We start from the raw sequence: 22982 nt of genomic DNA, 5'->3' as shown, positions 1-22982 counted from the left end.
ACGAACGAGCGAACCTCCCCCGGGCTCAGACCCCCGGCATCCCCGCGCTCTCCATCAGCCCGGTCACCTCGGTGCCGGCCGGAGTGAGCAGGAACACGTTCCGGTCCACCCGGTGCATACCGCTGGCCAGCCCGAACACGACACCCGTGCTGAAGTCGAGGACCCGCTTGGCGACCTCGCCCTCCGCGCTGGTGAGGTCGAGCAGGACGGGGATGCCCGCCATCAGGGTCTCGGCGACCTCGCGGGCGTCCGCGAAGACGTTGATCCGCAGGACCACGAACCGGCGCCGCGCCTCGGTCGCGGCCTCCGGCACGGACCGGTGGTCGACCGCGGACGGCCACGCGTCCCGTCCCCGCAACGGAACGACCTGGGCGAGCCCCTCCCACTGTTCATCGGTGACGTCGTACCTGTTCACCGGCTCCCCCCGCTCCGACTCGCCTTCAATGCCTGCACCAGCCAATTCTTACGCCAAGTCACCCGTTCGGCCCAACAACGACACGGTCCGCGACCGCGTCGGCGGACACGTCACACCCCCGCCGGGCGGGACGAAAGGGTCTTACCCGCCTCACACCGGACTCTTGGCCTCCGTCCGCGCCCCCCTCACCGGCCCCGATTAGCGTCCGGTGCCGTGCTCCTGGCAGATACTCGGCTGTCGGCACCCGGCCGGCCGACCCGGCCCGAGGTGTCCCCCGTCCCGGAACCTCCCACGCAGTGGCATCGCGTCCTGACGCTGCTCGCGGACGTCAGCCTCTTCATCGGTACCCGCGAGGTGTGGACGCAGGCGGCCACCCACCGGCCGGCCGTCGCCGAGGTCATCTCGGTCTGCTACGCCTCGATCCTCGTCTGCGGGGTCCTGGCCCTGGTGGTGCGCGACCGGCGCGCCCTCGCCCGCGTGGACCTCGGCGTACTGGTGACCGGACTGGCGCTCGCCCTGTGCACGTTCGTCCTGTTCCACCGCGGCTCCGACGAGTCGGTCCTCACCGCCCAGGCGGCCCGCGACCTGGTCGCGGGGCACGGCGTCTACGGCCGCCCCTGGCCGTGGCTCTTCGGCGGCCACGGCATCGCGCTCACCCCGACCGTCACGGGCGGCTACGACTACACGTACGGCTATCCGCCGCTCGCCCCGCTGCTGACCGCGCCCCTGCTGTGGCTCGGCCACGGCGGTCTGCCCGCCATAGCGATGAGCACGGGGGCGCTGCTGGTCGGCACGGTCGTGCTGTGGTGGCTGCTGCCCGTGCCGTGGCGGTCGGTGGCGACCATGACGTGCCTGGGCTTCTCGACGGTCACCATGTACGGCCGGCTCGGCTACCCGGCGATCCTGGCCCTCGCCCTGCTGGTGCCGGTGGTGGTGCGCTGGCCCCGGATCGGCCGGGGCGGGCGGCTCGGGGCGGCCGGGACGGCACAGGCCGCCTGTCTGGGCGCGGCCTGCGCGGCACAGCAACTGCCGTGGTTCCTCGCGCCGTTCCTGCTCGCCGGGATCCACGCGGTGCGGCGCGGCGAACTCGGCGCGCGGGAGGCCCGCCTGGTGGTGCTGCGACTCGCCGGGGTCGCCGCCACCGTATGGCTGCTGATCAACGCGTACTTCGCCGTGAGCCGGCCGGTCGCGTGGCTCGAGGGGATCGCGCTGCCGCTCGTCCAGGGCGCGGTGCTGCACGGGCAGGGCCTGGTGGGGGTGTCGCTGTACCTCACCGACGGCAGCGACCGGCTCGACTGGTACGGGTACGCGAGTCTGCTGCTGCTCGCCGGTCTGCTGGCGCTGTTCGTGCTCTTCGTGCGCCGCCTCGGTCCGGCGGCGACCGTGCTGCCGTGGCTGGCCTTCTGGCTGGCGACGCGTTCGCAGGACGGCTACTACCTGATGATGACCCCGCTGTGGCTGGCGGCGGCGGTCACCGCGCCCGCGTCCGAGTTCGCGGGGGCCTGGCAGCCGTTCGCGCGCCGGCTCTCCGGTCCGCACCGGCGTCCGGCACGGATCGCCGCGGCCGTCCTGCTGCTGGGCCCGGCACTGGCGAGCGCGGCCCTCGCGGCCACCGGGTCACCGCCCCTGCGCATGGAGGTCACCTCGGTGCGTCACGACGTGCGCGCGCTGTCCCGGCTGACCCTGCGGGTCACCAACACGGGTGACGACGCCCTCACGCCCCACTTCACCCTCACCCGGGGCCAGGGCATGTACCCGTACTTCTCGGTGCTGCGGGGGCCCGCCACGCTGCCCGCCCACGCGACAGCGACCTACGAACTGCGGCCGCCCGAGGGGACGTACGCGCTCCCGAAGCCGGGGCAGCGGGTCCGGCTCCGGGTGTTCACGTCCTCGCCGCAGACACTGTCGAGCACCTACGTCACGCTGCCGACCGCTTGAAGCGGAGCGTGGCGGTGACGGTGGTGAGGCCGCGGATCATGCCGAGCTGGTTCCAGCCCAGGCCGAAGTGCTCGCGGTCCACCGAGAACTCGGCGTGCAGCGTGAGCGCGTCGGCGCTCGCGTCGGCGAGCCGGGCGGTGAAGGACTGGGGGCGGCTGATGCCGCGCGCGGTGAGCTGACCGATCACGTGCACCTGGTCGCCGTCGTGCAGTTCGGCGCTGCGCACCGCGAAGGTGAGCTCGGGGTGGTTGTCGACGTCGAAGAAGTCGGAGCCGCGCAGATGGGTGTCGCGCTTGGCGTTCTTGGTGTCGAGGGAGGCGGCGTCGAGGGTCACGGTGCCGACGGCGGACCCGTCGGGCCGGACCTCGCCGTGCCCGTCCACGGTGGCGAAGGTGCCCTTGACCGTGACCAGGCCCCACATCGTCCGATGCCTGAAGGCGACGGTGGTGGCGGTCCGGTCGAGCTGCCAGGTCCCGGTTTCGACGGCGACGGTCATGATCCCTCACTTCTGTAGTTCAAATTTGGATGACAGCACGCTAGCCTATAATCCAAATTTGAACAACAGCTACACTCGAAGCATGGCCGATCCCACCGAATGTCCCGCCTCCACCGGTGGGCTCCTGCCTCCTGAGCTGCACGCATGGATGCTGATGCTGGCCGCGACGGGAGCCGTCGAGCAGGAGCTGCGCTCCGTCGTGAAGGAACACCTCGACGTCTCGCACGACGAGTTCCTGGTCCTGTCCCTGCTCGCCGCGGACCCCGGCCAGGCCCTGCGCATGACCCGGATCGCGGAACTCCTGGGCCGCCCGAAGACCCGGCTCACCTACCAGATCGCCTGCCTCCAGCACGCGGGGCTGGTCACCCGGCGGTCGGTCTGCGGTGACAAGCGGGGCATCGAGGTCGCCCTCACCGAGAAGGCCCGGGGCCTGCTCAAGGAGGCCTCCGACGCCCTCGCCGAGACGGTCAAGGAGGCCTTCGGACGCTTCATGGGCCCCGCCCAACGCCAGGCGCTGTGCTCCCTGATGCCGGACTTCGCCGAGGAGTCGGCGGCGGAGTAGTTGCCGGGTCAGGGCGGAACGGGAACGGGTGCCGCGCGAGCCCCGATCGGCGCGGCCGCGCCCCGCACTCCCGAGACGGCGGCGGTGGCCGCGGCCCCTGGTCCTGTCCCGGACCGGCAAGGGGCGCGGGGAGCCGCCCGGTCGGGCCGGGGTCTCAGACCGCCAGTTCCGCCAGGGCCGACCTTGCCCGTGCCACCCGGGACCTGACCGTCCCCACCGGGCAGCCGCTCACCAGGGCCGCCTCCTCGTACGACAGCCCCAGCATCTGCGTGAGGACGAACGCCTCCCGCCGCTCGGCCGACAGCGCCCCCAGCAGGTCGAGCAGCGCTATGCCGTCGTCGAAGCCTGGCACGTCCCGGGGCTGCGCCCGCTCGACCGCGGCCTGCCAGTCCGGACCGTCGTACCGGCGGGGCCGGGCCGCGGTGTGCCGGAAGCCGTCGATCACCGCGCGGCGGGCGATGGACAGCAGCCAGGTGCGCGCCGAGGACCGTCCCTCGAACCGGTGCAGGCTGCCCAGCGCCCGCAGGAACGTGTCCTGTGCCAGGTCGTCAACGGCCTGGGGGTCGGCGCACAGGTGGGAGACATAGCGCAGGACGTCACGGTGCAGGGCACGGACGAAGCGGTCGACGGCGTCCGCGTCACCGGCGCGGGCGGCGAGGGCCCAGGCGGTGGCGGAGGCGTCGGCGGACTCCCGTCGGGCGCGGAGGTCGGCCGGGACGGGCGGGGCGGAAGTGATCACCAGGTGTCCTTCTCGGGTCAGCCGTGATCCGGACCACCGCCTGTGCGCACGGGGGCGAGGAGGGGCCCGGTGAGGGGATCCGGCCGTACGGCGCCGACACGGGCGTGGGCGTACGGCCGGGGACCGGGCCGCGCAGGGGCGGCCTCGGTGCACTGGCTGTCGTCAGACGACAGCGATCCCCACGGGCGGACCGCGATGACTGATCGCGTGGACGAGAAGGAGAAGCCGCGGCGCCCGCCGCGAGCGGGGCCGGCGCACCCGCGGACGCGGGCGGTGCGGGGTGGCGGGCAGGGCGAGCAGCAGCCGCAGCGGGGCGACCAGCCGGGCCGCGAAGGCCCGCAGGACGCGGAACGCGGCCCGCTCGCCGTACGCCAGCCAGAGCCCGGTGAGGAGCGCGGCGAGCAGATGGGCCGCGTACATCCCGAACGGCACGAGGAAGGAGAGCGCGTCGACCCCCGACGACGTCCCCATAGGTGCCGCGTCGAGGGAGTCCATGCCGCTCATGTGCATGGACTCCATGTGCGCTCCCCCCATGTCGGGGGCCACCGCACCGGGCTGCGCCGCTGAGGACTGGGCGAGGGAGAACGCCGAGTGGAGGGCCGTCTGGGCGGCGACCACGACGGCCACGATCAGCGGCAGCCCGCGTTCACGGCCGGCCAGGCACCAGCCCGCGCACCCCGTCGCGACCAGGCCCGCGGCCAGTGTCCGGCCTGGCACGTCGGCGCCGGACATGAGGACGTGGCCCAGGGCGGCGAGCAGCACACAGACGGCCGCGAACACCGCGGCCCGTACTGTGCGGGCACACCACCCTGCTGTCATGGCGCCTCATCCTCCCATCCGGGCACCGGTCTTCACCTGTGGGTACGGAAATCCGCGGGCGCCCGCTCACCGTGCACGGCGGCTCCGTACGACGGCGAAGGCACCGGCCGCCGCCGCCAGCACGCCCACGACCAGCCCGGCGACGCCGAGTCCGCGGGCCGTGGAGTCGCTCGCGGCGGCCTCGGTGGTGGCCGCGGGCGTCCTCGTGGCGGCGGACGTGCCGGCGCCCGGGGTGAGCTTCAGGACGGGCGCCGGGTTCTCCGGGTCCGCGTCGCCCGGGGCGGCCTCCTCGATCCAGCGGACCACCTTCCCGTCGGAGTAGGTCTGGAGGGTCTTGAAGGGCAACCGGGCGGTGTCGTCGGGCAGTTGGCCGAAGGCGACGTCGAAGTCCTCGTACCGGCCGAGGCCGATCCGGCCGCCGGTCCAGGTGATCTCGGAGACCGCGTCGGTGACGGTGCCGTCGTCCGTCCTGACCGGTGTCCTGAGCCGGGTGTCGGTGACCTTGGCGGTCCAGCCGTCGTGCGGGGAGACGAGCACGCCCAGGAGGGGGTGGTCGGTGGGCAGGAAGAGCTGGACCTTCGTGGTGCTCGCGGTGTCGCTCTCGTCGGGCACGCGGAAGGTGAGGGCCCCGTCGGTGGCGCCCTTGGCGTAGCTGTCGGGGTGGACGGTGACGTGCGCGGAGGCGACGCCCGCGGCGGTGAGGACGGCGGAGGCGGCGAGGGCGCTGCCGAACCCCGCGCGGCGCAGGGCGGTGCGTGTCGTGGACATGGGTGAGGGATCTCCGTACTTCCGTACTGACGTACTGGGGAAGGGGTGTCGGGTCAGATCGCGTACGGGATCGGGGTGGGCGGTCCGCGCCGGTGGACGGTGTGGCGGAGCCGGAGGGGCCTCGGCGCGCGGGCGCCGCTCGCGGTGACCGGCCGCACCGGGGCCGGGGCGAGCGACCCGCCGTACCCCTGCCACCAGGCCGCGAGGCCGGGCAGGAGCGTGACCGCCCGCCGCAGGAGGGACCACAGGGCGGCCTCGCCGCGTCGGAGCCACCAGGTCAGCAGGAGGGCGGCCGAGACGTGCGCGGCGGTGGCGTGCGGGGTGAGGGCGTGGGTGTGCCGTGCCGCCATGGGGGCCATGCGCAGGCCGTGCAGGGCCATGGTGTGCGCAGCCGACATGTGCTGCATGGCCATACCTCGCGGTGTCCCCCTGGAGCGCGTGCGAGCCGCGCCGAAGGCCAGATGCAGCCCGCCCTGGGAGGCGAGCGTGGCCGCGCCGATGGCCCCGAGCGACCGTTCCCGGCCGCCGAGCAGCCATCCGGCCGCGAACACCGGCACGAACCCGGCCGCCTGCGTCCACACCGGCGGTGCCATGCCGGTCGCCAGCGCGTGTCCCCCGGCGGCCAGCAGCACGCACAGCGCGGCGAACACCGCCGCGCGCAGGCTCCGGACCGAAGGGGACGCCCTCATGGCGACCGATACTCCCACGCGTGGTCCGGCACCCGTCCGGGGGTCCGGTCAGTAGATGTCCCGCACATAGCGCTTGTCGGTGGCGAGTTGTTTCACGTACGCCGCCGCGCCCGCCTCGTCCAGCCCGCCGTGCAGGGCGGCGATGTCCCGCAGCGCCTGGTCGACGTCCTTGGCCATGCGGGCGGCGTCGCCGCACACGTAGAAGTGCGCGCCGTCCTGGAGCCAGGACCACAGCAGCGGGCCGTGTTCGCGCATCCGGTCCTGCACGTAGACCTTGGCGCGCTGGTCGCGGGAGAAGGCCGTGTCCAGACGGGCGAGGGTGCCGTCCGCGAGGAAGCCGGTGAGCTCGTCCTCGTAGTAGAAGTCGGTCGCCCGGTGCTGTTCGCCGAAGAACAGCCAGTTCGGGGCCCGGTGGCCGAGAGCCCGGCGCTGTTCGAGGAAGCCGACGAAGGGCGCGACGCCGGTGCCGGGGCCGACCATGACCATGGGCGTGGCGGAGTCGGCCGGCGGGCGGAAGTGCGGGGAGCGCTGCACGTGGACGGGCACCGGGGTGTCCGGGGCGGCGTCGGCGAGGAAGGGTGAGCAGACGCCCTGGCGAGGTCGGCCGTGCAGGTTCTCGTAGCGCACGACGGAGACCGTCAGCGAGACGAGGTGCGGGTCGGTCAGCGGGCTGGACGATATGGAGTACAGGCGCGGCTGGAGCCGTCCGAGGGCCTGCGCCCACTCCTGCGGACCGGCCCGCACGGCGTACTCCGTGATCACGTCCACGGCCTGTCTGCCCCAGGCCCACCGGGCGAGCTCGTCCTTGTTGTCCGGACGCAGGAGCTTCTTCAACTCCCGTGGGTCCCGGGTGCGTTCGGCGACGAACCGGAGCAGGCCGGGGGTGATCCCGGTGATGTCGAGATGGCGCCGGAACGCCTCGCCCAGCGCGACCTCGCCCACTCCGTCCACGTCCACCGCGGCCCCGGCGTCCAGACCGGTGACCGCGAGCCACTCCTCGACCAGGTCGGCCGAGTTGAGCGGCCGGATGCCGAGGGCGTCGCCCGCCTCGTACAGCAGTGGGCTCCCGCCGTCGCGGGTGTCGAAGGTGCACCTGCGGACCTCCTTGCCGGCGCCGGGCAGGCTCAGCAGACGGTTGCCGGTGAGACGGGCGAGGACCGGAGCGGCCCTCCTCGCCCGGGAGGTGGGTACGGAGGGCGCCGGGACGGTCGGCCGGCGTACGGCGGGAGCGGCCTCCTCCGCTCCGGGCGCCGGAGTGTCGGTCAGCGCCGTCAGCACCTGGTCCAACCAGCCGTACGCCGCGTCCTCGAAGTCCGGTTCGCAGTCCGTGCGCGGGGCCAGCCGCAGCCCGCCGAGTTCGTCGAGACGCTGGTCGAGACGGCGGCCGTGCCCGCAGAAGTCGCCGTACGACGAGTCGCCGAAGGCCAGTACGGCGTACCGGCGGCCCTCCAGACGGGGCGTGCCGGGGTCGGCGAGGCTCTCCCAGAAGCCGCTGCCGTTGTCGGGGGCGTCGCCGTCGCCGAAGGTGCTGGTGATCAGCAACAGGTCGGCCCCGGGAGGCAGTTCGCCGAGGTCGGCCTCGTCCATGCCGAGCAGGGAGGCGCGGTGGCCGACGGTGCTGAGCCGCTCGGCGGTGGCACCGGCGAACTCCTCGGCGTTGCCGGTCTGCGAGGCCCACAGGATGACGACCTCGCGACGCGGGACGGCGACCGGGGAGGGGGCGGTCGGCAACAGCGCGGTCGAGGGCCGGGTGGCTGAGGAAGATGTGGCCGAGGGCTGTGTGATTGGGAGAGGTGTGGCCCCGGGCTGTGTTGCCGCTGCCCGTGAGTACATCCCGGCGAGTGTGCCGTTCACCCACAGGGCGTGCTCGGGGCTGAAGGGCGCGTCGGGCGGCAGGACCGGTACGCCCGGGGCGCCCGTGGGGATGCCCGCGAGGAACCCGACCAGGTACTGACGTTCCTGTGCGCTGAGCACGGGAGGCGGGGCGGGATCGAGCCCGAAGACACCCGCGGCAGCCGTGGCCGCGGCCGTGGCGACGAGGGCGTGGGCGTGGGGCTGGGCCCCCTCCGTGGCCACCGGCGTCGAGGAGGGCACGGCAATCACACCCGCGGCACCCGAACCCACCGCCACCCCCGCTCCGGCCTCCGCTCCGACAGGCGCCCGCGCCACCCCGTCCCCGGTCCCGGCTCCGGCTCCGGCTCCGGCCGCGCCAGACGCCCCTACCGCCCCCGCCTCACCGGGCACCCGTACCGCCCCTGCCCCAAGCCCCGCCCCCGCCCCCCGCACCGCCACCGGCCCGGCCACCCGGGTCAGCGACACCGCGCACACCTTGAACTCCGGCTGGAACGACAGCGGATCCACCGCGTCGCTCGTCACCGCGTTGACGCTCAGGTACTCCCCGAACAGGTCGTTCCAGTGGAAGGGCGCGAAGCAGCACCCCGGCCGCACCCGGTCCGTCACCACGGCGGGCAGCACGGCCCGCCCGCGCCGCGAGGCCACCTCGACGGAGTCGCCGTCGACCACACCGAGAGCGGACGCGTCGCGCGGATGCAGTTCCACGAACGGCCCGGGGTTCAGCTTGTTCAGCTTCGCCACCCTCGCCGTCTTGGTGAGCGTGTGCCACTGGTGCTGGAGCCGCCCGGTGTTCAGGACGAAGGGGTAGTCGTCGTCCGGCATCTCGGCCGGCGGGAGGTGCGGACGGGCGTGGAACACGGCACGGCCGCTCGCCGTGGGGAAGCGGAGCGTCCCGTCCTCCCCCACGTACCGGATCGGATTGCGGTCGGGCCCGTCCTCGCTCGCCGCCGGCCACTGCACCGGCGTCCGCCGCAGCCGCTCGTACGAGACCCCGCGCAGGTCCCATCCCGTCCTCGGGTTCCAGGCCCGCTTGATCTCCTCGAAGACGTCCTCGGCGCTGTCGTACGAGAACGCCTTCTCGTAGCCCATCTCGCACGCGACGGCGGCGATGATCCGCCAGTCGGACGTCGCCTCGCCGGGCGGGTCGGCCACCGCCGGGGTCAGGGTGAGGTTGCGCTCGCTGTTGACGAAGACGCCCTCGCCCTCCGTCCACAGCGCGCCCGGGAGCACGACGTCGGCGTACGCGTTGGTCTCGGTGTCGGCGAAGGCGTCCTGGGTGACGACGAACTCGGCGGCTTCCAGGCCCTCTATGACCGTGCGGCGGTTGGCGACGGAGGCGACCGGGTTGGTGCAGATGATCCAGCAGGCCCTGATCTCGCCGTCGGCCATCTTCCGGAACATCTCGACCGTGCCCTTGCCGACGCCGTCGGCGCGCAGGGTGTCCGGGGGCAGCTCCCACAGGTCCTCGACGAAGGCCCGCTCCTCGTCGACGAGGACGGAGCGCTGGCCGGGCAGGCCGGGGCCCATGTAGCCCATCTCGCGGCCGCCCATCGCGTTGGGCTGGCCGGTGAGGGAGAAGGGGCCGCTGCCGGGCCGGCAGACGGCGCCCGTGGCGAGGTGGAGGTTGATCAGGGCGTTGGTGTTCCAGGTGCCGTGGGTGGACTGGTTGAGCCCCATGGTCCACAGGCTCATCCACTCGCCGGCCGCCCCGATCAGCCGGGCCGCCTCCCGGATGTCCTCCTCGGCGAGGCCCGTCATCGCCGCCACCGCGGCGGGCGGGTAGTCGGCGAGGAACTCCGGCATCGCCTCCCAGCCCTCGGTGTGGGCCGCGATGAAGTCCGGGTCGGTGTCGCCGTTCGCGTGCAGCAGGTGCAGCAGGCCGTTGAGCAGCGCGAGGTCGGTGCCCGGCTCGATCTGGAGGAACAGGTCGGCCTTCGCGGCCGTGGCGGTGCGCCGCGGGTCGACGACGATCACCTTGGCGCCCGCCGACTTCACGCGCTCCATCATCCGGAGGAACAGGATGGGGTGGCAGTCGGCCGTGTTGGAGCCGATGACGAAGAAGAGATCGGCCTTCTCGAAGTCCTGGTACGAGCCGGGCGGGCCGTCCGCACCGAGGGAGAGCTTGTAGCCGGTGCCCGCGCTCGCCATGCACAGCCGGGAGTTCGACTCGATCCGGTTGGTGCGCAGGAACCCCTTGGCGAGCTTGTTCGCCAGGTACTGGGCCTCCAGGCTCATCTGCCCGGACACATAGAGGGCGACCGCGTCGGGGCCGTGCTCGTCCACGATCTCCCGCAGCCGCCGGGCGGTACGGCTGATCGCCTCGGCCACCGGGGCGGGCGCGGCCTGCGCACCGCGCTCGGGACGCACCAGGGCCGTGGACAACCGCCCCGGTGCCGCGAGCAGGTCGGCGGTGGTGGCGCCCTTGGTGCAGAGCCTGCCGTAGTTGGCGGGGTGCTCCTTGTCGCCGGACGCCTTCAGGACCGTACGCCGTCCGTCCGGGCCGGCGCCGATGTCGAGGACCAGGCCGCAGCCCACCCCGCAGTACGAGCAGACCGTCCGCACCACGGGCACGCCTCCTGAGCTCAGCCGATTCGATCTCCGCCGACCGTACGAAATGCCCATTACACGGATGTCTCCCGAGCCGTTCACCAGGGGTTACACCGCCCGCACACCGGACCGGGGAGTGTTGTGAGCGCGTGTACGCGTGCCGCACGGCCGGATCCAACGCGCCACAGACTTGGAACGGTTCCATTTCTTGAACCATTCGTGTTTGTGGGGGTAGGTTGGTCCCCATGACCGCCCCCCAGCCTCCGAACACCGCCGATGAGCTGCGCGGTGCCGGCCTGCGGGTGACGGCCGCGCGCGTCGCACTGCTCGAGACCGTCCGGGCCGGTGACCACCTCGCGGCCGACGCGATCGCCACGGGAGTGCGCGACCGCCTCGGCCACATATCCCTCCAGGCCGTGTACGAGGCCCTGCACTCGCTCACCGCGGCAGGCCTGGTGCGCCGCATCGAGCCGCCCGGCAGCCCGGCACGGTTCGAGGGACGCGTCGGGGACAACCACCACCACCTGGTCTGCCGGTCGTGCGGGGCCGTCGTCGACGTCGACTGTGCCGTCGGTCACGCGCCCTGCCTGACAGCTTCCGACGACCGCGGCTTCTCGATCGACGAGGCCGAGGTCATCTACTGGGGCCTGTGCCCCGCCTGTTCCGCCCAAGGGCTTACTTCAGCACCGTGATCCACCCAGTTCGGAAGGACTGACATGTCTGAGAACCACGACGCAATCGTCACCGACCCCAAGCCCGAGGGCACTGGCGGCTGCCCGGTCGCGCACGGGCGCGCCGCGCACCCCACCCAGGGCGGCGGCAACCGCCAGTGGTGGCCGGAGCGCCTGAACCTCAAGATCCTCGCCAAGGACCCGGTCGTGGCGAACCCGCTCGGCGCGGACTTCGACTACGCCCAGGCCTTCCAGGCCCTCGACCTGGACGCCGTGAAGCGGGACATCGCCGAGGTGCTCACCACCTCGCAGGACTGGTGGCCGGCCGACTTCGGCAACTACGGCCCCCTGATGGTCCGGATGGCCTGGCACAGCGCCGGCACCTACCGCATCAGCGACGGCCGCGGCGGTGGCGGCCGTGGCCAGCAGCGCTTCGCGCCCCTGAACAGTTGGCCGGACAACGGCAACCTGGACAAGGCCCGCCGTCTGCTGTGGCCGGTCAAGAAGAAGTACGGCCAGTCCATCTCCTGGGCCGACCTCATGATCCTCACCGGCAACGTGGCCCTGGAGACCATGGGCTTCGAGACCTTCGGCTTCGCCGGCGGCCGCGCCGACGTCTGGGAGGCCGACGAGGACGTCTACTGGGGCCCCGAGACCACCTGGCTCGACGACCAGCGCTACACCGGCGACCGTGAGCTGGAGAACCCGCTCGGCGCCGTCCAGATGGGCCTCATCTACGTCAACCCCGAGGGCCCCAACGGCAACCCGGACCCGCTGGCCGCGGCCCGCGACATCCGTGAGACCTTCCGCCGCATGGCGATGAACGACGAGGAGACCGTCGCCCTCATCGCCGGTGGTCACACCTTCGGCAAGACCCACGGCGCCGGCCCCGCCGACCACGTCGGCAACGACCCCGAGGCCGCCGACATGGCCGACCAGGGCCTGGGCTGGAAGTCCACCTACGGCACCGGCAAGGGCGGCGACGCCATCACCTCCGGTCTCGAGGTCACCTGGACCACCCGCCCCACCCAGTGGACCAACGACTTCTTCGACATCCTCTTCGGCTACGAGTGGGAGCTCACCCAGAGCCCCGCCGGCGCCAACCAGTGGGTGGCCAAGGACGCGCAGGCGATCATCCCCGACGCCCACAGCGACTCCAAGAAGCTCCCCACCATGCTCACCACCGACCTCTCGCTGCGCTTCGACCCGATCTACGGCGAGATCTCCAAGCGCTTCCACGAGAACCCGGACCAGTTCGCGGACGCCTTCGCCCGCGCCTGGTACAAGCTGACCCACCGTGACCTGGGCCCGAAGTCCCTGTACCTCGGCCCGGAGGTGCCCGCCGAGACGATGCTGTGGCAGGACCCGCTGCCGCAGGCCGAGGGCGAGGCCATCGACGCCGCCGACGTGGCGGCCCTGAAGGTCAAGATCCTGGAGACCGGCCTCACGGTCGGGCAGCTCGTCTCCACCGCGTGGGCGTCCGCGTCCACCTTCCGCGGCAGCGACAAGCGCGGCGGTGCCAACGGCGCCCGCATCCGCCTGGAGCCGCAGCGCGGCTGGGAGGTCAACGACCCCGAGCAGCTCGCGCAGGTGCTGCGCGTCCTGGAGGGCGTCCGGGCCGAGTTCAACACCGGTGCGAAGAAGGTCTCCCTGGCCGACCTGATCGTCCTCGCGGGCGCCGCGGCGGTCGAGAAGGCCGCCAAGGACGCCGGCTACGCCGTGGACGTCCCCTTCACGCCGGGCCGCGTGGACGCGACCGAGGAGCACACGGACGTCGAGTCCTTCGCCGCGCTGGAGCCGACCGCGGACGGCTTCCGCAACTACGTCGGCAAGGGCAACCGTCTGCCGGCCGAGTACCTGCTGCTCGACAAGGCGAACCTGCTCACCCTGAGCGCCCCCGAGATGACCGTCCTCGTCGGTGGTCTGCGCGTCCTCGGCGCCAACCAGGGCGGCACCGTGCACGGTGTCCTCACCGACCGTCCGGGCGTCCTGACCAACGACTTCTTCGTCAACCTGCTCGACCTGGGCACGACGTGGAAGTCCACCTCGCAGGACCAGACGCACTTCGAGGGCCGCGACGCGGAGACGGGCAAGCTGAAGTGGACCGGCACCCGTGCCGACCTGGTCTTCGGCTCCAACTCCGAGCTGCGCGCGCTCGCCGAGGTCTACGCGAGCGACGACGCCAAGGAGAAGTTCGTGAAGGACTTCGTCGACGCGTGGGTCAAGGTCTCGAACCTGGACCGCTTCGACCTGGTCTGAGCGTCTGAATGAGACAGGGGCCGGTCCGTGCGGACCGGCCCCTGTGTCATGCCCGGGAGAGCCCGGCGACGAATTTCCCGAGCCGCGCGATCCCCTCGCGCAGTTCCCCGGCCGAGGCCGCGTAGGACAGCCGGACATGCGTGTCGGCGGTGCCCACCCCGAAGTCCCGCCCCGGCGTGAGCGCGACGTGCGCCTCCTTCAGCGCCCGCCCGCAGAACTCCCACGAGGTGAGCCCGGTGCCGCTGACGTCGAAGTAGACGTAGAACGCCCCGTCGGGCGGCACGGGCACCGGCAGCCCGATCTGCGCGAGCCCGTCGAGGACGAGGGCCCGCCGGCGCCCGAACTCGGCCCGCCGCTCCTCGCACACGGCGAGCGACTCGGGCGTGAAACAGGCGAGCGCGGCGTACTGGGCCGGGGTGGAGGCGCAGATCATGTAGTTCTGGGCGAGCCGCTCCAGGGCGGGCACCAGCACCTCGGGCACCACGCACCAGCCCAGCCGCCAGCCGGTCATCCCGAAGTACTTCGAGAAGCTGTTGATGACCACAGCGTCCCGGTCGTACGACAGCACACTGCGCGGCGGCCGCCCGTGCTCGTCGTGGTCGCCGAGGTCGAGGTAGATCTCGTCGACGATCCGCCAGGCGTCCCGTTCCCGGGCGAGCTCGCTGATCGCGGCCAGCTCGTCGGCCGGCACCGAGGTACCGGTCGGGTTGGAGGGGCTGGCGACCATGATCCCGCGGGTGCGGTCCGTCCAGTGCGACCGCACGGAGGCCGTGTCCAACTGGTACCTCGACCCGGCGCTGGTGGGCACGAGCGTGACCCGCGCCCCGAAGCTCTCCGCGATCTGCCGGTTGCAGGGGTACGAGGGGTCGGCGATGAGCACCTCGTCCCCGGGATCGACGAGGGCCGCGGCACCCAGCACCAGCGCGGCCGAGGCCCCGGCGGTCACGACGACCCGGCCCGGATCGACGTCGACGCCGTGCCGCTCACCGTAGAACCGCGCTATGGCCAGGCGCAGTTCGGGCAGTCCGAGCGCCCCGGTGTAGCTCATGGGCCTGCTGCCCACGGCGTCCCGCATCGCGTCGACGACGGCCGGCGGTGCTCCGAAGTCCGGCTCCCCCAGGCTGAGTTTGACGACGTGCCGTCCCTCGGCCTCCAGCGCCGCGGCATACTTGCCGAACTCCATGGCGTAGAACGGCGCGACGGATCGGGCGCGTTGCGAGATCCTCATGCGGGGGCCTCCAGAGGGTCATGTGGTCGAGGGCTCCACAGGGGCCACGCTCTCGTGCGGTGCGTCAGGCGGCATCGTGCCGCGTGCTTCGGCGACATCGTGCCGCAGGAACCCGTGGCCTGGGTAATCGTGTGCCACGGCGCCGGCCGGGAAGGTGGTTGTTCGGGCTCGCTCGGCAGCCCGTGACTTCCCGCTCGCGACCCGTTCGGAGACTCGGCGTGACACTCGGCGGCAGACCCGCACCTCTCGCACAGGACGACACCCCCGACCTCGCGGCGCGCAAGCAGCGGCTGCGCCGCCGGCTGGAGCGGCTGATCGGCGTGGCCGCGACCGAGGGCAACGACCTGGTGCCCTTGCGCAACGGCGACCAGATCTTCCCCGCGATGCTGGGGACGATCCGTTCGGCCCGGCACACCATCGACATGATGACGTTCGTGTACTGGCGGGGGCAGATAGCCCACGACTTCGCCGCCGCGCTGGCCGAGCGTGCCCGCGCGGGGGTACGGGTCCGCCTGTTGCTGGACGGCTTCGGCGCCAAGGAGATCGAGCGGGGGCTGCTGGACCTCATGAGCGAGGCGGGCGTGCAGGTGGCCTGGTTCCGCAAGCCCGCGTGGCTGTCGCCGTTCAAGCAGAATCACCGCTGCCATCGCAAGGCCCTCGTCGTCGACGAGGACATCGCCTTCACCGGCGGGGTCGGCATCGCGGAGGAATGGTGCGGCGACGCGCGCAATCCCGCCGAGTGGCGGGACACCCATGTCCAGGTGCGCGGTCCGGCCGTCGACGGCATCGCGGCCGCGTTCGCGCAGAACTGGGCGGAGTGCCACGACGAACTCTTCGACAGCCGTGACCGCTTCACGGAACACCCGCAGGCGGGCTCGTCGGTGGTGCAGGTGGTCCGGGGCTCCGCGAGCATCGGCTGGCAGGACATGCAGACCCTCATCCGGATCATGCTCAGCTCCGCCGAGGAGCGCTTCCGGCTGGCCACCGCCTATTTCGCCCCGGACTCCTACTTCATCGACCTGCTCTGCGAGACCGCCCGTCGCGGCGTGCGGGTCGAGATCCTGCTGCCCGGTCCCCACACCGACCAGCGCGCCTGTCTGCTGGCCGGTCAACACCACTACACCCGTCTGTTGCGCGCCGGTGTGCGCATACACCAGTACCAGCCGACCATGATGCACGCCAAGATCATCACCGTGGACTCGGTGGCCTCCCTCATCGGTTCCACCAACTTCAACCGCCGGTCCATGGACCACGACGAAGAGGTGATGCTCGCCGTCCTGGACGAGGAGTTCACCGCCACCCTCGACCAGGACTACGAGGCGGACCTCGAACGCAGTGAGGAGATCGACCTCGACCGGTGGAGAAGGCGGTCCGTCCTGCGCCGCGTCGAGGAAGCCGCGGTCATCCCGATCCGACGCTTCCTGTGAACGACGGCGTGCCGACCACTGCGGACGCAGCGTCGCGCCCTTGCTGAGGACGAGCGCCGTCCCGGCGTCACGACATCGCCCGTGACGCCCGCACCGCAGCTCCTGCACACGAAAGAACCGCAGGTCAGGAGCCCTTGGCGGCAGGCTCCAGGATGGCCACGCACTCCATGTGGTGGGTCATCGGGAAGAGGTCGAAGACCCTGAGGGTCCGCACCCGGTACCCGCCGTCGCGGAAGTAGGCCAGGTCCCGGGCCAGCGCGGCCGGGTCGCAGGCGACGTACGCGATGCGCCGGGCGCCCAGGGACGACAGGTGCTCGACCGTCTTGCGGCCCGCCCCCGCGCGCGGCGGGTCGAGCACGACGAGGTCGACCTCGGTGATGCCGGTGCGCGGCAGGACGCTCTCGACCTTGCCCTGCTCGATGCGGACCCGGTCGAAGGCGGCGAGGTTGTGCCGGGCGTCCTCGACCGCGCGCTTGCCGGACTCGATGCCGAGGACCGCGCCCTTGTCGCCGAGGCGGTCGGCCAGTGCTCCCGCGAACAGCCCGACACCGCAGTACAGGTCGAGCGCCATCTCGCCCTTGCGCGGCAGCAGACCCTGCATGACCGCCTTGACCAGGGTGTCGGCGGCCTGCGGGTGGACCTGCCAGAAGCCGCCGCTGCCCACCCGGTGGGTGCGGCCGTCGGCCCGCTCGCGCACGAAGGCACGGCCGTGGACGCGGTGGATGCCGCCGTCCTTCTCCTCGACGCGCATCACGGAGACCGGCTTGTCGAGCTCGACCAGGGGAAGACGGGCGCCGGGGCGGGGCTCCAGGATGACCATGCGGTCCTGGGAGCCGGTCGCGGCGATCGCCTCCACGGACGCCATCCCGGACCAGTCGCGCTCCTCGATGCCGAGCTCGCTGACGCCCGGCGCGGCGATCATGCAGTGCTCGATCGGCTCGACCTCGTGCGAACGGTGGCGGCGCAGACCGGCGTTGCCGTCGGCGTCCACCGCGTACTGCACGCGGGTGCGCCAGGCGGGCACCTCGCCGGCCGGCAGCTTGTCGCCCTCGGCCGGCATGACCGTGCCGTCCCAGCCGGCCTCCTCGGGGGTGAGACCGGCGAGCCGCTTGAGCTGCTCGGCGACCACCTCGCCCTTCAGGCGCCGCTGCGCCCCCGGCTTGGCGTGCTGCCAGTCGCAGCCGCCGCAGCGGCCGGGCCCGGCGTAGGGGCAGGGCGCCTCGATGCGGTCCTTGGACGCCTCCAGGACCGTCACCGCGTCGGCGCGCAGGAACCGCGCGCCCTCCTCGCCCTCGGTGACCCGGGCCACGACCCGCTCGCCGGGCAGTGTGTGCCGGACGAAGAGCACCTGGCCGTCCTCCGTGCGGGCGATGCAGTGCCCGCCGTGGGCGACCGGGCCGACCTCGACCTCGAACTCCAGCCCCACCAGCGATTTCTTCGGTTCTGCCTGCATGGCGGGGTGACTCCACAACGTCAAGGGAAGAGGCGGGACGACAACCCGCCAGGACAACAGCCCACCAGTCTACTTCGGCGCCGACGGCTCCTTCGCCCGCTCGGCCGGACCGCGCCGCACCGAACCCGGTGCGTTCCACTCCTGCCGCCTGCGGGCCCGCAGCTTCGCCGCCTCCGAGGACTGGAGCTGGTAGGGCACCGAGGTCACCATGACGCCCGGCGTGAACAGCAGCCGGCCCTTGAGCCGCAGCGCGCTCTGGTTGTGCAGCAGGTGCTCGTACCAGTGGCCGACCACGTACTCGGGGATGATCACGGCCACCGCGTCGCGCGGCGACTCCTTCCGGAGCCCCTTCACGTACTCGATGATCGGCCGCGTGATCTCGCGGTACGGCGAGTCCAGCACCTTCAGCGGTACGTCGATCCCGCGCCGCTCCCACTCCGCGCGCAGCGCCTTGGTCTCCGCCGGGTCGACGTTGACGCTCAGGGCCTCCAGGGAGTCCGAGCGCATCAGCTTGGCGTAGGCCAGTGCCCGCAGCGCAGGGCGGTGGATCTTGGAGATCAGGACGACGGAGTGGACGCGGGACGGCCGCAGGCTGTCGTCGCTCGGGCCCTCGGGCGCCGCGATCTCCTCGGCCACCCGGTCGTAGTGCTTCCGGATCGCCGTCATCGTCGCGTAGAAGATGCACATGCCGAGCAGGGCCACCCAGGCGCCGTGGGTGAACTTGGTGACCAGGACGACGACCAGCACGAGCCCGGTGAAGAAGGCGCCGAAGGCGTTGATCGCGCGGGAGCGGATCATGTGGCTGCGCTTGGCGGCGTCCTTCTCGGTCGCCAGGTGGCGGTTCCAGTGCCGGACCATGCCGGTCTGGCTGAGCGTGAAGGACACGAACACGCCGACGATGTAGAGCTGGATGAGCCGGGTCGAGTCGGCGCCGTAGATCCACACCAGGAGTCCGGCCGCGCCGGCCAGCAGCACGATGCCGTTGGAGAAGGCGAGGCGGTCGCCGCGGGTGTGGAGCTGGCGCGGCAGGTAGCGGTCCTGGGCGAGGATCGAGCCCAGCAGCGGGAAGCCGTTGTAGGCGGTGTTCGCGGCGAGGAACAGCACCAGCGCGGTGGCCGCGGCCAGCACGATGAACAGGAAGCTGCCCTTGCCGAAGACGGCCTCGGCGACCTGGGAGATCACCGGGTTCTGGACGTAGTCGGAGCCGAGGGCGACGCCGTTGTGGATCAGGTCGACGGCCGGGTTCTCGGCCATCCGGACCTTGGTGACCATGGCCAGCGCGATGATCCCGCAGAACATGGTGACCGCCAGCAGGCCCATCGCCGCGAGCGTGGTCGCCGCGTTCTTCGACTTGGGCTTGCGGAAGGCGGGCACACCGTTGGAGATCGCCTCGACACCGGTGAGCGCGGCACAGCCGGAGGAGAAGGCGCGCAGCATCAGGAAGACCAGGGCGAAACCGGCCAGACCCTGCTGCTCGGCCTTGATGTGGTAGTCCGCCGTCGGCGCCCGCATGGTGTCACCGAGCACCAGGCCGCGGAACGCTCCCCACGCGATCATGATGAAGACGCCCGCGACGAAGACGTAGGTCGGGATCGCGAAGAGCGAACCGGACTCCTTGACGCCGCGCAGGTTCATCAGGGTCAGCAGGATGATCACGCCGATCGCGCAGAACACCTTGTGCTCGACCACGAAGGGGATCGCGGAGCCGAGGTTCTCGATGCCGGAGGCGATGGACACGGCGACCGTGAGGACGTAGTCCACGAGCAGGGCGCTGGCGACCGTGAGGCCGGCCTTGGGACCGAGGTTGGTGTTGGCCACCTCGTAGTCGCCGCCACCGCTCGGGTACGCGTGCACGTTCTGCCGGTAGGAGGCGACCACGGTGAACATCAGCACGACGACCGCGACGGCGATCCAGGGGCTGAAGTGGTACGCCGACACACCCGCGATGGACAGGACCAGCAGCACCTCGCCGGGCGCGTACGCCACGGAGGACAGCGGGTCGGAGGCGAACACGGGTAGGGCGATGCGCTTCGGCAGGAGCGTTTCCCCGAGCCGATCACTGCGCAGTGCGCGCCCGATCAGAATCCGTTTGGGCACGTCGGTCAGTTTGGACACAACAGAGAAGCGTAGGCGTTCGAACGGGCGGACAACCACCCGGCACCCCGCATCTGCTCTCCGGGTGAAATCGGGGGCCGCCCGGCTACGGATTCCGTGGGCCGCCGGATACGCATGCCTATATGACAGGACCCCGCCCCCCTGACCGCCTCCGGAGGTTCCGTGCACACGACCGCAGAGCTGATCGGCGCCGCCGCGACCCTCCTCGGCCTCGGATTCCTGACTCTTGCGAGCGTCCGCAGCATCAGCCGCCGTTGATCGGAACGAAGTATTGGGCAACCGTGCACGGGGGTGCCGTCGTCCTACCGCGCGTGTGTAGCTTGGGCCTCTGTCTGAGACCCTGATGTGGCTGAGCAGTAACTATTGACACCGGAAGGACGGTCGTGCACATCGTCATCATGGGCTGCGGGAGAGTGGGTTCCGCTCTCGCCCAGACCCTGGAGCAACAGGGGCACACGGTCGCCGTGATCGACCAGGACCCCACCGCCTTCCGACGACTGGGCTCCGGTTTCGGCGGTCGTCGTGTCACCGGAGTCGGCTTCGACCAGGACACCCTGCGCGAGGCGGGCATCGAGGAGGCCGGCGCCTTCGCCGCGGTCTCCAGCGGCGACAACTCCAACATCATCGCCGCCCGCGTGGCCCGCGAGATGTTCGGCATCGAGAACGTCGCCGCCCGCATCTACGACCCCCGGCGTGCCGAGGTCTACCAGCGCCTCGGCATCCCGACGGTGGCCACGGTCCGCTGGACGGCGGACCAGATGCTGCGCCGGCTGCTGCCCTCGGGCGCGGAGCCGCTGTGGCGCGATCCCACCGGTGGCGTCCAGTTGGCCGAGGTGCACGCCTCGACCGCCTGGGTCGGCCACAAGATCAGCAGGATGCAGGAGGAGACGGGCGTCCGCGTCGCGTTCCTCACCCGCCTCGGCGAGGCGATTCTGCCCACCTCGCAGACGGTGCTGCAGGAGGGCGACCTGGTCCACGTGATGATGCGCACGGACGACATCGAGAAGGTCGAGGCGTCCTTCGCCGAGGGCCCCGAAGAGGAGGGCGGTCACTGATGAGGGTCGCCATTGCCGGTGCCGGCGCGGTCGGCCGCTCGATCGCGGGCGAGCTGCTGGAGAACGGCCACGAGGTCCTTCTCGTCGACAAGGCGCCGACCGCCATCTCGGTCGAGCGCGTCCCGCAGGCGGAGTGGCTGCTCGCCGACGCCTGCGAGATCACCTCCCTGGACGAGGCCGCGCTCCAGCGCTGCAACGTCGTGATCGCCGCGACCGGCGACGACAAGGTCAACCTGGTCGTCTCCCTGCTGGCGAAGACAGAGTACGGCGTCCCGCGGGTCGTCGCCCGGGTGAACAACCCGAAGAACGAGTGGCTGTTCAACGAGTCCTGGGGCGTGGACGTCGCCGTCTCCACCCCGCGCCTGATGTCCGCCCTGGTCGAGGAGGCGGTGAGCGTCGGCGACCTGGTCCGTCTCCTCCGCTTCAGCCACGGCGACGCCAACCTCGTCGAACTGACCCTGCCCGAGGAGTCGGCCCTTGCCGGCACCACGGTCGGCGACGTGGAGTGGCCCGAGGACACCTCCCTGGTCACCATCATCCGGGGCACCCGCGTCCTGACCCCGTCCCAGGAGGACTCCCTGGAGGCGGGCGACGAGCTCCTCTTCGTGGCCGCCCAGGCCCGCGAGGAACAGCTCGAGGACCTGCTGTCGGTACGCCGGGAGGAAGCCTCCTAGGCGGTACGACGACGGAGGGCGCCCCGCGTGTGCGGGGCGCCCTCCGTCGTCGTGAAGCGGCCGTCGTGCACCGACCGTCGTGGAGCTTCTTATGCCTCGCGCCGGTGCCGTCCGCCCGCGGCCTCGGTGTCCCCGCGCTCCGCCGCCTCCGCGGCCTGCGCGGCCTTGCGCTCCTCCTCGGCCTTCTCCTCGGCCTCCATCTCCGCGAACACGTCGATCGGAGCCGGCGCCTTCGCGAGGAAGACCCAGGTCAGCCATACGGCCAGCAGGAAGGGCGGGATCTTCAGGGCGACCAGGACCCAGCCGAGCTGCGCGGTGTCGGCCCACCAGTACAGCGGGAAGAGGATCGCGCACTTGGCGAGCAGGATGCCGCCCCAGGCGTAACTGGCCTTGGCGTACGCCTTCTTGCGGCCGGGGTTGCGGGTCCGCCAGGAGAGGTTCTCCTTGAAGACCGGGCCGAGGATGAGCCCCATCAGCGGCACACCCGCGAGCGTGGTGACGACGTACGCCAGACCCAGGCCCAGGGTGTAGAGCATGCCGGGCAGGTAGAAGTTCTTGGCGTTGCCCGTCATCATCGCGAAGACGACACCGAAGGCGACGCCGAAGACCCCGCTGAAGGCGTGCTTGACGGTGTCCCGCATGACCAGGCGGACCACGACCAGCAGCAGCGACACCGCGAGCGCGGCGATCGCCGACAGGTGCAGGTCCTTGTTGATCGTGAAGATCGTGACGAAGAGCAGGCCCGGCAGTACCGTCTCGACCATGCCCCGGACGCCGCCGAACGCCTCGAACAGGGCGGCCTCGGTCACCGCCCGAGCATCGTCGGCCTGAGTGTCTTCGGTCGGCTTGTCGAGAGACGTCACCGGCTACTCCCGTCCCACGGGTCGGAGTTCGTATTTCGGATTGAACAGCACCCGGCGGCCCCGGCTCATCGAGATCCGCCCGGAGGCGATCAGCTTGCGCCCCGGTTCTATCCCGACGATGGAGCGCCGGCCGAGCCACACCACGTCGAGGGCGGCGGACCCGTCGAACAGCTCGGCCTCCAGGGCCGGGACGCCCGCGCGCGGACGCAGGGTGACCGTGCGCAAGGTACCAGTAACGGTCACGATCTGACGGTCGTGACAGTCACCGATCCGGGTGCAGCCCGCGGTCGCGGTGTCCTCCCGCAGCTCCTCGGACTCCAGATCCTCCTGCGACGAGGAGAGCCGGTCGAGCATGCGCCGGAACCGGCCCACCGGCTTCTCGGAACGGGGAACAGCACTCATATCCGAAA

19 protein-coding genes are annotated in these 22982 nt (G+C 71.7%); 7 read left to right on the top strand and 12 right to left on the bottom strand.

Translation table 11 applies throughout. From position 1 onward, the window contains the following. Positions 1–25: 25 nt before the first annotated feature. Complete coding sequence (locus tag ACZ66S_RS14725; RefSeq protein ID WP_469901892.1) at positions 26–415, bottom strand: cell division protein SepF; 390 nt, start codon at positions 413–415, stop codon at positions 26–28. A gap of 267 nt (positions 416–682) precedes the next feature. On the opposite strand from ACZ66S_RS14725, the gene ACZ66S_RS14720 reads away from it, so the two are divergent. Continuing rightward, entirely contained in the window at positions 683–2353 is a 1671-nt protein-coding gene (locus ACZ66S_RS14720; RefSeq protein WP_469902389.1) for a hypothetical protein, read from the top strand. Here ACZ66S_RS14720 and ACZ66S_RS14715 read toward each other — a convergent pair. Beyond that, positions 2334–2849, bottom strand: a complete 516-nt coding sequence (locus ACZ66S_RS14715) for a YceI family protein (protein ID WP_469901891.1) — start codon at positions 2847–2849, stop codon at positions 2334–2336. The two genes, ACZ66S_RS14720 and ACZ66S_RS14715, sit on opposite strands and share 20 nt — an antisense overlap. Before the next feature lie 82 nt (positions 2850–2931). Here ACZ66S_RS14715 and ACZ66S_RS14710 point away from each other — a divergent pair, with 82 nt between their 5' ends. Continuing rightward, positions 2932–3411, top strand: a complete 480-nt coding sequence (locus ACZ66S_RS14710) for a MarR family winged helix-turn-helix transcriptional regulator (protein ID WP_469901890.1) — start codon at positions 2932–2934, stop codon at positions 3409–3411. Positions 3412–3565: 154 nt separating this feature from the next. On the opposite strand, the gene ACZ66S_RS14705 is transcribed toward ACZ66S_RS14710, so the two are convergent. The 5 genes from ACZ66S_RS14705 to ACZ66S_RS14685 all read right to left on the bottom strand — a co-directional run bounded on the left by ACZ66S_RS14705 (position 3566) and on the right by ACZ66S_RS14685 (position 10902). Continuing rightward, a complete protein-coding gene (locus tag ACZ66S_RS14705) occupies positions 3566–4150 on the bottom strand; it encodes a sigma-70 family RNA polymerase sigma factor (protein ID WP_469901889.1) in 585 nt (194 codons plus the stop codon). A 162-nt stretch (positions 4151–4312) separates the two neighbouring features. Continuing rightward, complete coding sequence (locus ACZ66S_RS14700; protein ID WP_469901888.1) at positions 4313–4969, bottom strand: hypothetical protein; 657 nt, start codon at positions 4967–4969, stop codon at positions 4313–4315. Positions 4970–5035: 66 nt separating this feature from the next. Beyond that, on the bottom strand, positions 5036–5737 hold the full coding sequence (locus ACZ66S_RS14695; protein WP_469901887.1) for a YcnI family copper-binding membrane protein: 702 nt from the start codon (positions 5735–5737) through the stop codon (positions 5036–5038). 53 nt (positions 5738–5790) lie between these two features. Then, the gene (locus ACZ66S_RS14690) at positions 5791–6426 is read right to left on the bottom strand and encodes a hypothetical protein (RefSeq protein ID WP_469901886.1); all 636 of its coding nucleotides are present in this window, start codon (positions 6424–6426) and stop codon (positions 5791–5793) included. Between the two features lie 48 nt (positions 6427–6474). Further along, complete coding sequence (locus ACZ66S_RS14685) at positions 6475–10902, bottom strand: molybdopterin-dependent oxidoreductase (RefSeq protein WP_469901885.1); 4428 nt, start codon at positions 10900–10902, stop codon at positions 6475–6477. A gap of 170 nt (positions 10903–11072) precedes the next feature. Here ACZ66S_RS14685 and ACZ66S_RS14680 point away from each other — a divergent pair, with 170 nt between their 5' ends. Further along, positions 11073–11519 carry a Fur family transcriptional regulator gene (locus ACZ66S_RS14680; RefSeq protein WP_469901884.1) on the top strand — a complete coding sequence of 149 codons (447 nt, stop codon included), beginning with the start codon at positions 11073–11075 and terminating at the stop codon, positions 11517–11519. Positions 11520–11543: 24 nt separating this feature from the next. Beyond that, on the top strand, positions 11544–13757 hold the full coding sequence (gene katG, locus ACZ66S_RS14675) for a catalase/peroxidase HPI (RefSeq protein ID WP_469901883.1): 2214 nt from the start codon (positions 11544–11546) through the stop codon (positions 13755–13757). Positions 13758–13803: 46 nt separating this feature from the next. Here the strand turns inward: katG and ACZ66S_RS14670 are convergent, their stop codons facing one another. Next, on the bottom strand, positions 13804–14985 hold the full coding sequence (locus ACZ66S_RS14670) for a pyridoxal phosphate-dependent aminotransferase (protein WP_469901882.1): 1182 nt from the start codon (positions 14983–14985) through the stop codon (positions 13804–13806). 218 nt (positions 14986–15203) lie between these two features. On the opposite strand from ACZ66S_RS14670, the gene ACZ66S_RS14665 reads away from it, so the two are divergent. Next, positions 15204–16412 (top strand): phospholipase D-like domain-containing protein, encoded by a 1209-nt coding sequence (locus ACZ66S_RS14665; RefSeq protein WP_469901881.1) that lies wholly within the window; start codon positions 15204–15206, stop codon positions 16410–16412. Between the two features lie 124 nt (positions 16413–16536). Here the strand turns inward: ACZ66S_RS14665 and ACZ66S_RS14660 are convergent, their stop codons facing one another. Together ACZ66S_RS14660 and ACZ66S_RS14655 are read right to left on the bottom strand one after the other, a co-directional pair. After that, positions 16537–17865: a class I SAM-dependent RNA methyltransferase gene (locus tag ACZ66S_RS14660; protein ID WP_469901880.1), complete on the bottom strand. Its 1329-nt coding sequence runs from the start codon at positions 17863–17865 to the stop codon at positions 16537–16539. 69 nt (positions 17866–17934) lie between these two features. Beyond that, entirely contained in the window at positions 17935–19980 is a 2046-nt protein-coding gene (locus ACZ66S_RS14655; protein ID WP_469901879.1) for an APC family permease, read from the bottom strand. Between the two features lie 383 nt (positions 19981–20363). Here ACZ66S_RS14655 and ACZ66S_RS14650 point away from each other — a divergent pair, with 383 nt between their 5' ends. Further along, entirely contained in the window at positions 20364–21035 is a 672-nt protein-coding gene (locus ACZ66S_RS14650) for a potassium channel family protein (protein WP_359037182.1), read from the top strand. Continuing rightward, the gene (locus tag ACZ66S_RS14645) at positions 21035–21709 is read left to right on the top strand and encodes a potassium channel family protein (protein ID WP_053848507.1); all 675 of its coding nucleotides are present in this window, start codon (positions 21035–21037) and stop codon (positions 21707–21709) included. Before ACZ66S_RS14650 ends, ACZ66S_RS14645 begins: the two co-directional genes overlap by 1 nt. Before the next feature lie 89 nt (positions 21710–21798). On the opposite strand, the gene ACZ66S_RS14640 is transcribed toward ACZ66S_RS14645, so the two are convergent. Together ACZ66S_RS14640 and ACZ66S_RS14635 are read right to left on the bottom strand one after the other, a co-directional pair. Next, positions 21799–22572, bottom strand: a complete 774-nt coding sequence (locus ACZ66S_RS14640; RefSeq protein WP_469901878.1) for a DUF3159 domain-containing protein — start codon at positions 22570–22572, stop codon at positions 21799–21801. 3 nt (positions 22573–22575) lie between these two features. Next, positions 22576–22974 (bottom strand): OB-fold nucleic acid binding domain-containing protein, encoded by a 399-nt coding sequence (locus tag ACZ66S_RS14635; protein WP_469901877.1) that lies wholly within the window; start codon positions 22972–22974, stop codon positions 22576–22578. Positions 22975–22982: the final 8 nt, after the last annotated feature.

Source organism: Streptomyces sp. NPDC107471 (assembly GCF_055582845.1).
This window is presented reverse-complemented; position numbering and strand designations above follow the sequence as displayed.

Excerpts from the sequence above, each read along its gene's own strand:
- ACZ66S_RS14715 (WP_469901891.1), bottom strand. The coding sequence starts at position 2,849 with ATGACCGTCGCCGTCGAAACCGGGACCTGGCAGCTCGACCGGACCGCC.
- ACZ66S_RS14710 (WP_469901890.1), top strand. The coding sequence starts at position 2,932 with ATGGCCGATCCCACCGAATGTCCCGCCTCCACCGGTGGGCTCCTGCCT.
- ACZ66S_RS14700 (WP_469901888.1), bottom strand. The coding sequence starts at position 4,969 with ATGACAGCAGGGTGGTGTGCCCGCACAGTACGGGCCGCGGTGTTCGCG.
- ACZ66S_RS14695 (WP_469901887.1), bottom strand. The coding sequence starts at position 5,737 with ATGTCCACGACACGCACCGCCCTGCGCCGCGCGGGGTTCGGCAGCGCC.
- ACZ66S_RS14690 (WP_469901886.1), bottom strand. The coding sequence starts at position 6,426 with ATGAGGGCGTCCCCTTCGGTCCGGAGCCTGCGCGCGGCGGTGTTCGCC.
- ACZ66S_RS14685 (WP_469901885.1), bottom strand. The coding sequence starts at position 10,902 with ATGGGCATTTCGTACGGTCGGCGGAGATCGAATCGGCTGAGCTCAGGA.
- ACZ66S_RS14680 (WP_469901884.1), top strand. The coding sequence starts at position 11,073 with ATGACCGCCCCCCAGCCTCCGAACACCGCCGATGAGCTGCGCGGTGCC.
- katG (WP_469901883.1), top strand. The coding sequence starts at position 11,544 with ATGTCTGAGAACCACGACGCAATCGTCACCGACCCCAAGCCCGAGGGC.
- ACZ66S_RS14670 (WP_469901882.1), bottom strand. The coding sequence starts at position 14,985 with ATGAGGATCTCGCAACGCGCCCGATCCGTCGCGCCGTTCTACGCCATG.
- ACZ66S_RS14660 (WP_469901880.1), bottom strand. The coding sequence starts at position 17,865 with ATGCAGGCAGAACCGAAGAAATCGCTGGTGGGGCTGGAGTTCGAGGTC.
- ACZ66S_RS14645 (WP_053848507.1), top strand. The coding sequence starts at position 21,035 with ATGAGGGTCGCCATTGCCGGTGCCGGCGCGGTCGGCCGCTCGATCGCG.
- ACZ66S_RS14635 (WP_469901877.1), bottom strand. The coding sequence starts at position 22,974 with ATGAGTGCTGTTCCCCGTTCCGAGAAGCCGGTGGGCCGGTTCCGGCGC.